Source organism: Neobacillus piezotolerans, assembly GCF_003362805.1.
In the GTDB taxonomy this organism is placed as follows: domain Bacteria; phylum Bacillota; class Bacilli; order Bacillales; family Cytobacillaceae; genus Bacillus_D; species Bacillus_D piezotolerans.
On sequence record NZ_QNQT01000004.1, the window covers coordinates 152,060 to 165,900 of the forward strand.

Consider the following 13,841-nt stretch of genomic DNA (forward strand, 5'->3'; position numbering starts at 1 on the left):
AGTATTTTTATGTCGGCCACCCCTTTCAATCATTTGTGTTTTTCTCCATCTTGAACTTTTGTTAATTTTTCATACTCCAATTCTCTTAAATTCATGTAGTAATCTTTTTGGAAAACGAAGAGTTCATACTGGTGAAGAAGTTTTAGCTTTTCCTTCAAAACATTCTCGGGTAGCTTTTTATCACCATATCCAAATACATATAAATTTTTCTTGCATAAACTGTGGACAACTTCAGATAGTGCGATATGCTGTGTATGGCCATATTCCCCATGTAAATTATGGGTGACGATTTTTTTATAATCCTTCCCTTTCAACTCATTTTTTATTTTTTTTGTTAAAGCGGGCCTGTCAAAATCTCCTTCCCAAACGTCAGGGAAATCCCAGATTTCATATTCCGCTCCCAGACTTTTCATGACAAATTTAAACTCGGAAGCCCTTTCTTTGTTATTGCTGTTCGTAACGCAAATTACCTTCCAACCTTTTTCTTTTATTAGTTCACCACCGCCGAACAAGACTTCATCATCCGGATGCGCGACAATCATTAGCTTATCCGCCTTAATTCGAGTATCTTCCTTTCTTTGCGGTTCAATTGCTTTTAAATAGGTTTCCAGATCATTCTGGAACTCTTTTGCAGTTTGGTAACGTTTTGAAGGTTTGTCGTGCATTGCTTTTTCAAGGATCGTTCTAAGCTTTAAATCTTCCAACGTGGAAGGTTTACTCTGCCCATTTATCATGTACACACATACGGCCGCTGCTCCATAAAGGTCGTAATTATCGCTGATATCGATTTCAGAAGGCCCCATCCAGCCATTTGCTTTCCCACGGTATACCCCTTTACGGTCCTTCACCACAGACAAGCCGAAATCGATGAGCTTAATTTCGCAATTCACCCGGTCAGTCAATAAAATATTCTTGGGGCCAATGTCAGTGTGCAAAATTCCTTTGGAGTGCAACTTATTCAACGATTTTAAAATGTTGATTGTAATTTTTATAGAGCTAATTAAATCGTATTGTTTTAATTCATTTCCGTACACTCTTTCCATGACAATCCACGCATGGCCTTCATGGATGAAGAAATCATAAAATTGAACCAAACCTTTATATTCACCATAGCTTTTCATTATCCAGGCTTCCCTTAGCGCCTTTGCGATATTGGACATTTTTTTTACAGCGATTTCCCTCTTCCCGATTGAATCAACTCCAAAGTAGACCAGACTGGATCCCCCATGACCCTTTTGCGTCATACTAATGATGTAGTTTCCCAAAATTTGCTCTGCCATTTCTCGTCCGTTTCCTCCTTTTGTTAGAACGATGAGATTCGGCATTCCTCCTATTTTTTCTTTAAGGCTTTCTGTATGATTTTCAATGCTACCTCCGCCCGGGCAACCCAATCATGTTTCATGGCCTCTTTTTGTCTCTCATAAATTTTTTCCGCTGTATTCATCTTTAATGCCTCTTCAATTATTGCAAGGACATTTTTCTTTTCAGCAAAATGGCACAGATGCTTGTATTTGGAAAGTTCGGGCAGCCGGACGCTCACCACAGGTTTGCCCGCTGAAATGTATTCGTAAAATTTAATTGGATTCGTGGCTTTTATCATATCTGTCATTTTAAAGGGAATGATGGCCACATCAAACCAGCTTAAATAACGCGGCAGTTCTTCATAAAATTTCATGTCCAACATCTTGACATTGTGATGTTTTATTTGGATATTCTGGGAACCGATTAGTACGACAGGGTACCGATCCGCGATTTTCTCGATTAATTCAACATCCAGCCACGAATAAATAGCCCCGTAATAGCCGATTAATGGGCGTCCTTTTGTGGACGGAAGATCTTTTGGGCGGTTTCCAATCGGGCTGGACGCCTTTTTGAAATGATCAAAGTCCGCACCGTTCGGCAGAAGATGAACGTTTCGCCCGTTCGCCTTATGCTCATTGTAAATTGGAGGTGAGGTGGCAAAGATAATATCACATTTTTCTTCCATTTCCGGGATGTACGATTTCCAGACGGAAAACTCGTCAGAAGGAAGATCACAGGAATCAAAAATAGCTAAATCAGGTTTATGCAGGTCGATTTGATTTCCTTGATTCACTGCGCACCAAAGAATTTTCTTTCCTTTAATAAATGGCGAGATATCGACATCCTTTTTTACCACCCTAAAATTAGGAAGGTGTGAAAATGGAACTTCAACCGGTTCATCCTGATCGAAAAAAGTCTCAGGATTTAAAAAAAGGACATTGGCTCCCAACTCCGCCATCGCTTTCATGATTTGCTGTGGCCTTTGGTGCATAAATTTATAATCAATGGCTGGGGGATAGATAATCGTAATGTCTTTACTCATCTCAAGCCTCCCTTGTTAATAGACAATTTGTTTACTTACCCAAGTTTTTAATTATTTCTGCGGCACGCTGTTTGTAGGTATGGTGTTTATACACAAATTCCTGCCCAGTTTTGGCTATTTTTTCTCTTTCCTTTTCATTTTTTAAATAAAACTCCATTAAATTGACCGTTTCATCATAAGAGCTTGACCAAACGAGGTGTTTGTGATTTTTAAACATCGATTCAATGGCCTTCGTCCGCTGGGTTAAAAAGAATCCTGCGCACCCTAGAACTTCAAATGTCCTCATTGATTGCATCGTGCCCGAGTCGGTTATTGAGTGGACTCCAAGGGTAATCTTTGCAGAAGAATAGGCGTAAACGGATTCTTCATGTGAAAGATAGCCCTTTGCAAATGGACCTGGGACATTAAACCGGTGATTTGGGTTCTGCCAGTCCATTCCATAGATGGCAATCGCTTTTCCTTTATCGATAAATGGCTGCAGGATATATGTGTACGCTTCATAACGCTCGTCAAAAACGTCATAATTATTTCCAATGTGAACAGCATCAAGGTCGGAATACGGTTTTTTTGGCTTTTTCCGATTGTAATAATCGGGATCCATCGCAAAGGGAATGCAAATCGCCTTATGATTTTTTCTTTTGTAATTTTTTAACATTTCCGCACAGGGGGTAAGCGTCAAAACTGATTTTTCAGCCCATTCCATTGCAAGTGAATCATTGGCGACAGGATCCTCGATCGCCCAATAAATATGGGGGATTTGGAATTTTTCAAGAACAGGGAAGACGAACCTTTTCGTATCGACTCCGCCTTCCGTGAAAAGATAGTCAGGCTTGAACCGATTGATTTTTTGAATGAGCCCTTTCTCCGACTGTTCTGGAACTTCCAATCTGTCTGTTTTCCAACCCATTTTTTCAAAGCCGGGCTGCATTCCGTATTTAATGATGGGCGGCGGATTTGTAAAAAGAATTTTCAAATATAGCACTCCTTACCTTTCACTTGTTGGTGAATCAATGTGGCCTTTACCTTTCTTGGCATAGTATGAAGGTTTTAGAAAAAAGGTAAGGGTATTGGCATAGTAATTTAAATTAATCGGAAAAGATTGTTTGTTCAGTCCAGCTTAAAATCATTACAGTGAAGACCTTTACATACGTTCATTGTTTGCAAAGTCGGAAATTACCGGAAAAATTGAAATTGAAGCGGGGTGGTTGGGAAATAGGGTTCAACGTAATTTCTCAATGTTTTTCCGGATTTTCTCTTGCCCCAGAGGCCTTTTTTTGAGCTGGCTGATATCAAAAAAACGAATTTGGGAGTTTGTTTGGACAGATTGTTCATAAACAAATGACAACGCATTCTGATCAAGAGTCCAGGCAGTAGGTTTAGTCAAGTTGTCCTCAAAATAGTGATTCATCAAGTCCAAAAATTCATGTCCTTGTGCATTGTTTTTAATAAAAACATTTCCTGCCATCATTCTTCTCCAAGGGCATAGGCTTACGACGCCAATGGAAAATGGAAAAGCAACATCACCATTATTTATTTGACTTAAATAGTCACTTGGATCTTCGGTAAAAGACATATCCGCATCCATAATATAAACGTCCCGATCATAATGCTTCATCAAGTTGCTTGCCTGAATGAAACGGGCACATGAATAATACGTTTTTTTATCTTTCACCCAATTTGGAAGCTGTTCGGTAGTAATGGAGATATTTGCAGGGGAGGCTGGCTGCCCCATAAATTTTTGCATCTGATTCAGGTAGTTGATTGCATCGATCTTAAGGTGACGGAGTTCATCTTTATCTCCAATAAGATGAAAATGAAATGGATAGTTTGTAAGAATACCTGCAAAATAAAACAGCTGAGGTCCGTAAAGCCTTAAAAAACGGGTATCCAGGGACAGTAAAAAGAATGGGCCCTTTTTTGCACTTACCTTTCCATTACTTATCCATTTTGCCGTACCAGGGCTATATTCGCCTGTTGGAAAGCTGTACGTAAATAGACCTTGGTCAAAGTATAAAAACTTAATATAGTCTACACCCTCTGAGCTTATGTTTGAAAAAGACGTTTCCGCTTCAGCGCGGCTTCCAATGAAACTCAATAATTTTCCCCTTAACACATCGGTAAAAGCCATTTTGGAACCGGCTTCATCTAATTCATTTAGCCTTTCTAGAATAAAAGCTGGTGAATTCTGTGTTGTAAGCTGCTCAAAAATAGTCTTATAAGATTTGTAATTAAGGCCATGGGTATTGAAATCCTGTTTGAATTTAAGATAATAATCAAGGTAAATAAGGAGATTCCCAAAAAAAGTGTCCTTTATTCCATACTTATGCAGCGCGAACGAAATGAACTCTTTGGCGGTCTGATGTCGGTGATTTCTGTCTCGCCAAATACTTTGCATGAGGGAAACAATCATATTCCTAAGGATTATCCGTGAATTGGGTGAATCCTCTACGGCCAGGTTATAGAGGGCCTCAAAATTTTCAGATGCCTGGCCTATATGATAGCCATCCACCAAAAAGTTGGAGGACATCAAACTATCTATAACTGGTTTATAAGATGTTTTATCAATCCACCGTTCTTTGTCGCGTATTTGGTATTTAAATTTGTAATTGTAAGGAGCATGAAGAAGTTCATCTTCATGAATCGTTAAGGAAGTTCCTTTAGGAATAATTATCTTTTTCTCATACTGATTTGTAATTGTGTTATATAAAACAAGCCTTGTTTCCTGATGGATTCCTTCTTTTTCGTAAGGATTAAAAAGGTGTTTCAAAATTTCACCCCGTTTTGAAAAAGGACTATATTGTAACATAGTCCTTAAAGTTCTTGATGTTTGAAATAATCATTGACTTGTTGATGAAATCTTCATCTGATATTTTCCAGCTATGCAAATTGTGCTCCCGGGATTTTACCCGGACATGGTTAAATCGGTCATTTGAATAGACGGTGATTCCTTTTTTATTACACTCCTTTAAAAACTTTGTGTCAGTTCCCTCATTGCCCTTTGGATAGGAAACGAGTTCAAACACCTCTTTTCTAATTACCATTGTTGTTCCGGAGACAAATTTAGTGAAGGTATGCTCCTTATCCAATTCCCTCATAACAAATGTATTTGCAGCTTCAACATGAGCATAATAGGTGCTCTTGCCAACAATATCGGCCCTTGACCAGGTAAATGCGTGCATTGAATCAAGTAAATAATTTGGAGCATAATAATGCTCTTCATCAAAAACAGCGACATAGGGATGCTTGCTGATTTTTATGCCTGATGAGAACGTTTCCCCATAAGCAGTACCGGCAGGCATTTTTTTAACTTGAATGTGGTCATCGTCTTTGATCAGCCTCATCCAGTCATCTTCCTGAACAGAGCCTTCATTTATTAAAACAATGAGTTCTTTGTTCTCGTAGTTGAGTTCCCTATAGTTCTTGAGAATATTATCGATGTGCTCTTGGCTTGTATTAACGGTTATCAAAGATACCCCCGGCAAATCGCTTTTTCTCTCATACTGTATACCAACAACGTCCAGTATTTTTTCAAACCGATGTTTATATAAATGGTGTTTATGAATTTCACGGATTCCTAACAAGCTTAACTTTTCTCTTTCCTCTTTGTTTTCCAACAAACTTTTCAAGTGATTTTCCACTTCTTTTTCTGAGGAAGCGACTTTTACGATATCTTGAAACATTGAGGAAATGGCATCTGAGACGGAACTGATTACACATGTTCCGGTGGCCAAAAGTTCGAATACCCTTCTCGAAAACATTGTCGGGCTGCCCGTCACCGAATTGATATTTAAAAAAACCTTAAAAATTTTATAGGCTTTGACCATATCAAGATAATCAAGATAACCAATAATATTATTCTGAAAGTAATCGGGGAATTGATAATTTTTGTTGCCCGTAAAATGAAACATTCGATCAAAAATTTTTAAATCATAACGGAGAGCGGGTTTTAAAAGTAGATTAATATACTTTTGTCTTTTTAAATGTTTGAATGAATACCAAGTACCTGCAAAGGCTACGTTTTCCTTTGGTGTGTTATTTGAAAAAACAGGATTATGAACTGCAGGCTGTGCCGCGAAGGGTAGAGGATATACGTGCTGATGGCTAACCTGTTTTTGATATTTGGGAATACAATTACTATCAGTGGTAAAGATATAATCAAAAAGTTTTGCAGTGGTAATAAAATAGGTAAAGTTGGGTGGGTCTTCCTTATTCCAGAATACTGTAGGAATGCCTTTTTCATTGCAATATTGAATTAAAGCCTTTATTTGGGAATGGTCGTGTTTACCAACGCTCGTCAACAGGTTCCGCCATGAATCATCAACTCCCCGCCAAGCGGATTCCACAAGCAGGAAATGGGGCTTAAATGCTTCAATCTTTTCAACCCAGTCAGATAAATAAAGCTGCATTAAATTGCACTCATACTTAAAACACTCGAAGCTGAAGGTGTCCAAAATACACGCGACTCTAATTTCTGGATGCTCACAGTGGGTTGTCGATATTTCAGGAATTGCCTTGATTTTCTGATGAAGGGATTTATCAATTAAGTAAGAGCCCATCAATTGTTAACTCCTCTCGGCCGTAAATGAATCATTTTTTCAAATGTATTAGGAAGGATGCTCAGCCCTTAAATTCCATCCACCTCTTCTTCACTTCATTTTCTAGTTGGGCATTTTCCAAGCTGAGCCAATTCATTTTCTTTCCATTCAGGTAAAGTTCATGACTATATTGATGCAGAATAATCATGAATTCCTGTTGATTGGTTGTGAATTTCACTAGGTTGCCGTACCATGAAAAGTTGTCAATGGCAGGTTTATTTTTATCAATCAGCATTTGGGTGGCAAAACGTACTTCCTTGCCTGTTTGTGTGAATTGGGCATTCCATGTCGGTTCAAGAATAGAGTGCTTCGGGGAATACCAGCCCTCCAATGGGTTTATCCGGCCTCTTTTTATTTGGGCAGCGCCTTGATTGTGGAATAGCGGTGTTAAATAAATACACTCTTTCCCTATAACTTTTCCAATTACGGCTTTTCCATCTAAACTGCAATCAATGGAAGGGTGAAAAAGAAAGTTTTGAACGACAGTCTTTGTATCCTTGGCGATAACCCAGTCAATTAATAGGAAGTTGCTCGGTTTTAGAAAGATTAGCAGCCTGTAATGGAGCACTCCTCTATATAAGCAATGTGTTCCGGCGACCACGGATAGCTGATCACAAAAATAGTATCCATTTAGCCCTGATTTGCCGATATTTGCTTTTGACGTATCCATTTCCTCCCCGGCTACGACTATTGTATTATGTGCCCGTGCGGACTCTGCGTAATTTCTTCCCGGGTCGGAGTAGTTGTAACTGAACTTCCCCGCATCTGTTAGGATAGGAACGCCATTCCCGTATAAAATAAGCGCAAGGTCATCCTTATGTTTATGGACCCGGGAGTGGAAACTGCTGTAAAGGATTGACTGGACAGTTTCTTTGGAATAATCCCACTGATTTCGTAATATCGCATAGCCTCCCTCACTAAAGACTTTCTCGAGGCTAAGCATATTCAGGTGACTATGAGGCTTTTTTAATAGTTTTGCTTTATTCATCAAAGGTTCAGGAATATCGTTCCATAAGGCAAAGGGACTCATTTCACTATCACCGATTGGAGGAATTTGCCCATCTGGCTGGACTACATAAATAAAAAAAGTTAACAGCTCCTCAAGATACTTAACAAGCTTATTGCCTTCCTCCGGATCATATTTATTTAGAAAATGATAAAATGTGTAAAAGCGGCCTAAAAAGATATAAACGTATTGCGGGGAGTGCTCTTTGTAACTGCCATCCTCGGCAATTAAATGGTCAACCTGTTTCCAAAAACGTATTAAGGAGGTTTCCCTCCATTTGTTGGCTTTTTTCATATAGCTAAATGTAATGGAAGCAGTGTAGAGGGCGATATCCTGATCAAGACCATGATTATGATTTGGCATATAAAAGGAATCACTCATCAATTTCTCGCAATGTTCTTCCACTATTTTCAGGAAAAAGTGGTGCTTTTCCTTCGAAAAATGATTTTTTCTCCAAGATTCATGTAATTTGCAAATGATGATAAGCCTTAATGCTGTGGAATGATCATGCCAAGCCATTTCGGATACGGCAGTCGAATCTGGCGGATTTTTTGAATGCCAATCTTCAAGGAGTGAAATTGCTTTATTCATATATCCAATCTCATCATATAATTCATATCCGTAAATAAGGTTTTCGATGATCGTTAATGTGTGAAGCGAAAATCTCCAGCTTCTGTCATTTAATGGGTCCGCAGTCCATAAGTCTCCATCTATTGAAACGGAGGGAAAACGTTTAAGAAGGTAAACTTTATTGTTTAGCAAATCATCGCAAACTTCTTTAATATTCAGTCCGGGCTTCGTAACTGGAATAATAGTTATGGGTTCACGTTTTATAATAGATTCATATTCCATTGTTATGCACTCACCTAGGATACGCCGAGCTGATATACCGCAAATCCATCTTCAGCCAGGCCGCAGGAATTGATACTATTTCGTGTGTCCAAAATGTTTTTCGTCCGAAAATTGTTCAGATACTTTTTAAAATCTATTTCTTTGAATAACGTGTGATTCGTTAGAATAACACAACAATCTGTATCCTTTAAAACGTCTTCAAGGGAATTGACCTGTTCATCCAGTACTTGTTTACCTAATATAGGGTCAAACACTTTGACCGAAACAGGAATTTCCTTTAGTAATTGAAGTACTTTAAGAGAAGGGCTTTCCCTCATATCATCGACATCAGCTTTGTAAGTCAAGCCCAGGAGTGAGATGACAGGGTCAGGTATTTGATTTACTATGTTCGCTATTTTTTCAGCAATAAAATAGGGCATTTTTTCGTTAATACATCTAGCTTTTCTTATCAATTTAGCCTGATCAGGGGCTTTTTCGACAATGAACCATGGGTCCACGGCGATGCAGTGGCCGCCAACTCCCGGACCGGGATTGAGAATATTGACCCTGGGATGTTGATTGGCTAAAGAAATCGCTTCCCATATATTAAATTTTTCTTTTTCGGCAATGAGGGCGAATTCGTTTGCAAGGGCTATATTGACATCCCGATACGTATTCTCCATAAGTTTGACCATTTCCGAAGTGATTGCATCTGTCAAATGGATTTTTCCTTTCACAAAATGCCGATATAGGTTTGCTGCTTTTTCGGCTGACTCTTGATTTATCCCCCCAATAATCCGGTCATTCTCAACCATTTCCCTTAATAAATCCCCGGGAATTACACGTTCTGGTGAGTGGGCGATAAATAGTTCTTCCCCAATATGCAAACCTGTGGCACTTAGCAAAGGTGTGAGAACTTCATCGACAGTTTTAGGAGGAACTGTTGATTCGAGGACAACAAGATTGCCCTTTTTTAAAAAGGGACAAATCATTATTGCAGCTGTTTTTACAAAGCTTAAATCGGCTCTATTGTCTTTATCCATAGGGGTTGGTACAGAAATAATAAACGCATCTGCATTGCAGGGCTCAGGAGAAAATGTAAATGTTTCTGTTTCAATAACATTTGTAAACAATTCTTCAAGGCCAGGTTCGCGGAACGGCAATAATTGGTTGGATAGTTTATGGAGCAATTCCAAGTCAATGTCGACGCCATGGACTTCAAGGCCTTTAGATGCAAATAAGAGAGCGGAGGGTAACCCGATATAACCAAGTCCTAATATACAAACTTTCATATTATCACCTTTACGGAAAAATGGTTGCGTTACAGGATATTCTACTGTCCCCCATACTGCCAATACTTCTGCCTAAGTTGGAATGCTAAGTTCTAGGTTAAAAAAAGGAGGCTAACGCCTCCTTAAACTAACTTTAGTAAAACAATTTTATCTATTATGGGCATCCTTTAATTCCCGAACAGACAGGCCCGCAGATAGTGGTAGGAGATACAAATGGATTTTGGTTTCCGGCTTTGAAGCCAACCCGGACTTCACCCAGTTCTAGGGGTGTATCGAATTCAACACAGAATGTAGCGGAGTTCCCAGGTTGTCTTGATAGAGTATAGTTGAAAACAACTCCGATTAGCGGAACCTGATTTGGCGGAATTTGATTTCTTTTTTCGCAGTTCGCGCCTGCTTGGGCGGGGACGGAAGAGCACCCTTCAATATTAATAAACTGCCTGAAGAAATCTGGGCAATCAGGGCACACTTCCAAAACCCAGTTGCTCAAATCGTTTCGATTGATTGGAGTGGCACTCTGGACTCGATAGCAAAAAAGCCCTTGGGCCGGATCCGATTGAGCAGCCAGATACGTAAATGTATACCCGTTAAAAGTGGTTGTTGTATTTGTGCAAACCATTGTTTTTCCCTCCTTTCCAATAGAATGGACTTACATCAATAGCTTATTTGCATTTATAAAAAGTGCTTGTATGTATACCTAAATCCTCTTACAGAAAAAAGTACAAGCTTAGAGGGAGGCCTTTTTAAAGGACACCTGCTGGAGATAATGCATAAGATAATTTACAGTAGGAGGAGATAATATGAATCCATATCCCTTCGTAGGAATATGCGTTGGAGAAACAGAGGAAACAATCCACGACCCCAATTTTAAACTTCTTCACATAAGGCTAAACAGTTACAGCGGCAAGCCAGTAAACTTTATTAAATTTACTCTTGATCATCTGGATTTGAAAAATAAAACTGTAAAGGGAGACCTATGGGTGAAGGAAGGCGAGGAATTACCGTGGAAAGCGGGGGTGTATCCTTTGCCGCAAGTCATTTTTATGCAGTGCAGATTCAGGAAGAAAAGCCTTGAACCCTTCTTAAATAAGGGGGTAACTATATTCAATTCTGTTTTTTTTAATAAAATTGATAATATTAATTTTTTTGCAAGACATGAAGAGCTACGTCCCTATGCCCCTGAAACAAAAGTGATAAAAGATAGTAGTCAAATAGAGGAATTTCTTCTTAAAAGGGAAAAGGCATTCTTAAAGCCAGTTAATGGCTTTAGCGGAAGAGGGATAGTGTATATAGAAAAAACGGGCGATGGAAAAATAAAAGCGAATTACCACTTAAATAAAAGTTCTGAAGAAGCATCTTTTCCAAATTGCTTAGAATTATGGAAATGGATATATGAAAGTTATTGCCAGGATCAATATGTTGTCCAGGAGTGTATTGATTCAATTAGAAAAAGAGGAATACCGACAGACATTAGGCTAAATATGAACCGGAACGAAAAAGGGGAATGGGAGGTCATTAGGCTATTTGGGAGAATGGCCTTGAACGGAACACATATGGGCAGCAAGAAGGGGATTCATTTTTTTCCTTCAACCTTAAGTTCTATTCTTTCTGAGAGATTAACCAAAAAAGCGATAGAAAAAATTGAACAGGAACTCATTGAACTCGGTTATACAATTTGCAGCTGCTTTGAGAAAGACAATGAACAGATGGCTGATCTAGGAATCGATTTTATGATTGATCAAAATAAACGTATATGGCTGATTGAAATTAATACTTTTCCTTCCCCTGCTGGTAATGACCGTTCCGTTACACTCCCACTTGAATATGCACGGTTCATAGCAACCGGCGCTCCTTAAACCATTACTGCTTATTGAATTTCATTACGTACTTTTTTAAAAGACCAATTTGTGGTCTTTTTATTTTTTAGAAAAGTGTTTGCTCGAAAGCCCAATGGATACAAGTTAATAAAAGTGATTTGTTTAAAGAGCAAAATGGGCTAATGGAAATATCATCAATCAAAGAATACACTAAGTACACTTCGGGTATAGCGTAATAGATTTAGTTTCATGTCCCCCTTTTTGTCAGGGAATTGGGAATAAAGATAATATACGAGGCTTTTTTTAATATTGTTAAGGAATATTTACCTGGCAGTAAGCGGAAACATAAAAGGAACCATGTTTATGGATTTTAGGAATTCTTGAGTATGTGTCCCGGTAAGGGAACAACCTTCATTCATATTTTTTCAAAACATCTTTTATATCGATAAGGGTAATTTGAACAATATATCCTCTTTTTATGATTAAGTAAAGGGTATAAGCAATTACTCATATTTGGGAGCTGGTTCTGTTGTTTATCGAAATCGTGGTTCTTATCATACTTATCTTTATCAATGCTTTTTTTGCCGCGTCGGAAATTGCGTTCATCTCGTTGAATGATAACAAAATTAGGCTGATGGCGGAGAATGGGAACAAAAAAGCGATCGCGCTGGAAAAATTCCTGTCCGAGCCTAGCCGTTTTCTGGCTACCATCCAAATCGGGATTACGCTCGCGGGTTTCCTAGCGAGCGCCTTTGCAGGTAAAAGCTTTGCGGTAAGGCTTGCGGATTGGCTAGTTGGGCTTGGAGTCCCATTGAGCCAAAGTGTGCTTGAAACGGTTTCGCTTATTATCATCACCCTTGTCCTTTCCTATTTCACGCTTGTGTTCGGAGAACTTGTCCCGAAACGGCTCGCCTTGCAAAAGGCCGAACCAATTGCTTTTTTTGCAGTCAAGCCTCTGGCGATGTTATCGAGAATTACATCGCCATTCGGAAAATTTCTTACTATTTCAATGAACGCAATCGTAAGGCTTTTCGGGGTCGATCCCAATGCGGAAGAGGAGGACGTTACCGAAGAGGAAATCCGAATGATGGTTGATGTCGGAAAAGAAAAAGGGACCATTCAGGAAGCGGAAAAAGTGATGATCAACAATATCTTTGAGTTTGATAACAAGACTGTCTCGGATATCATGACGCATCGCACGAATATTAGATCACTTCCAATCACATACTCCCTTTCGGAAACGGTCCGGATGGTCCTGGATGAGAAGTATACACGCTTCCCGGTCTATGAGGAAAATATTGATAATATCGTCGGGATTCTCCATGCGAAGGACTTGATCCAGTTCGTTGAAAATTGTTCCGAAGATGCGTTCAGCCTTAAAAATCTAATTCGGGAGCCTTTCTATGTCCTTGAGTCCCAACGCATTGACCATCTGTTCAAGGACATGCAGACGAACAATGTCCATATGGCGATTGCAATTGATGAGTACGGCGGGACGGACGGAATCGTTACAATCGAGGATGTCATTGAGGAAATCGTCGGGAACATTTTTGATGAATACGATGAACCTGACATCGATGAAGAAGCGATTATTGTGATTGATGAGAAAACGTATTTGATTCCGGGGACGACGAATCTTTATGAAGTGGAGAGGCTGCTGAAGGTGGACTTGCCAATTCATGAATATGATACGCTCAGCGGGTTCGTCATCGGGCAGCTGGGCTATATTCCAAGCGAGCTTGAACAGCATACGGTCCAGCATGGGAATATTTTGTTCACCGTGGAAGAAATGAACGACCGGAGGATAACAAAAGTCCGCGCCGACGTCCTAGATGGCGAAAAGGTCGAAGATGTTATAGAATAATTCCTTGCAGCCGGCAATGCGCCTCCGCGTATGCCGGCTTTTTTATCACTTGTTTCCATAGTGGATTCCTTTACAGGCCCATAGCTTTTCTG

The 13,841-nt window shown here is 39.4% G+C and carries 10 protein-coding genes; 2 read left to right on the plus strand and 8 right to left on the minus strand.

Annotated features, from left to right (window positions below; genetic code table 11):
* Positions 1-29 precede the first annotated feature (29 nt).
* The 8 genes from DRW41_RS11725 to DRW41_RS11760 all read right to left on the minus strand — a co-directional run bounded on the left by DRW41_RS11725 (position 30) and on the right by DRW41_RS11760 (position 10,687).
* Positions 30-1,244, minus strand: coding sequence for a protein kinase domain-containing protein (locus DRW41_RS11725; RefSeq protein WP_181884521.1), 1,215 nt, complete (start codon positions 1,242-1,244; stop codon positions 30-32).
* Positions 1,245-1,330: 86 nt separating this feature from the next.
* Entirely contained in the window at positions 1,331-2,344 is a 1,014-nt protein-coding gene (locus tag DRW41_RS11730; RefSeq protein ID WP_115452193.1) for a glycosyltransferase family protein, read from the minus strand.
* Between the two features lie 31 nt (positions 2,345-2,375).
* Positions 2,376-3,317 carry a CgeB family protein gene (locus DRW41_RS11735; protein WP_115452194.1) on the minus strand — a complete coding sequence of 314 codons (942 nt, stop codon included), beginning with the start codon at positions 3,315-3,317 and terminating at the stop codon, positions 2,376-2,378.
* 246 nt (positions 3,318-3,563) lie between these two features.
* A complete protein-coding gene (locus DRW41_RS11740; RefSeq protein ID WP_181884522.1) occupies positions 3,564-5,111 on the minus strand; it encodes a putative nucleotide-diphospho-sugar transferase in 1,548 nt (515 codons plus the stop codon).
* Between the two features lie 25 nt (positions 5,112-5,136).
* A complete protein-coding gene (locus tag DRW41_RS11745) occupies positions 5,137-6,900 on the minus strand; it encodes a glycosyltransferase family protein (RefSeq protein ID WP_115452196.1) in 1,764 nt (587 codons plus the stop codon).
* A gap of 61 nt (positions 6,901-6,961) precedes the next feature.
* Positions 6,962-8,797 carry an alginate lyase family protein gene (locus DRW41_RS11750; RefSeq protein ID WP_115452197.1) on the minus strand — a complete coding sequence of 612 codons (1,836 nt, stop codon included), beginning with the start codon at positions 8,795-8,797 and terminating at the stop codon, positions 6,962-6,964.
* Between the two features lie 14 nt (positions 8,798-8,811).
* Positions 8,812-10,131: a nucleotide sugar dehydrogenase gene (locus DRW41_RS11755; RefSeq protein WP_245959417.1), complete on the minus strand. Its 1,320-nt coding sequence runs from the start codon at positions 10,129-10,131 to the stop codon at positions 8,812-8,814.
* A gap of 91 nt (positions 10,132-10,222) precedes the next feature.
* Positions 10,223-10,687, minus strand: coding sequence for a hypothetical protein (locus DRW41_RS11760; protein ID WP_115452199.1), 465 nt, complete (start codon positions 10,685-10,687; stop codon positions 10,223-10,225).
* Between the two features lie 181 nt (positions 10,688-10,868).
* On the opposite strand from DRW41_RS11760, the gene DRW41_RS11765 reads away from it, so the two are divergent.
* The gene (locus tag DRW41_RS11765) at positions 10,869-11,924 is read left to right on the plus strand and encodes a YheC/YheD family protein (protein WP_115452200.1); all 1,056 of its coding nucleotides are present in this window, start codon (positions 10,869-10,871) and stop codon (positions 11,922-11,924) included.
* A gap of 490 nt (positions 11,925-12,414) precedes the next feature.
* Positions 12,415-13,749, plus strand: a complete 1,335-nt coding sequence (locus DRW41_RS11770) for a hemolysin family protein (RefSeq protein WP_115452201.1) — start codon at positions 12,415-12,417, stop codon at positions 13,747-13,749.
* Positions 13,750-13,841 lie beyond the last annotated feature (92 nt).

Bases quoted from the DNA above. Each gene is read 5' to 3' on its own strand.
- DRW41_RS11725 (WP_181884521.1), bottom strand. From the start codon at position 1,244: ATGACGCAAAAGGGTCATGGGGGATCCAGTCTGGTCTACTTTGGAGTT.
- DRW41_RS11730 (WP_115452193.1), bottom strand. From the start codon at position 2,344: ATGAGTAAAGACATTACGATTATCTATCCCCCAGCCATTGATTATAAA.
- DRW41_RS11745 (WP_115452196.1), bottom strand. From the start codon at position 6,900: ATGGGCTCTTACTTAATTGATAAATCCCTTCATCAGAAAATCAAGGCA.
- DRW41_RS11750 (WP_115452197.1), bottom strand. From the start codon at position 8,797: ATGGAATATGAATCTATTATAAAACGTGAACCCATAACTATTATTCCA.
- DRW41_RS11760 (WP_115452199.1), bottom strand. From the start codon at position 10,687: ATGGTTTGCACAAATACAACAACCACTTTTAACGGGTATACATTTACG.
- DRW41_RS11765 (WP_115452200.1), top strand. From the start codon at position 10,869: ATGAATCCATATCCCTTCGTAGGAATATGCGTTGGAGAAACAGAGGAA.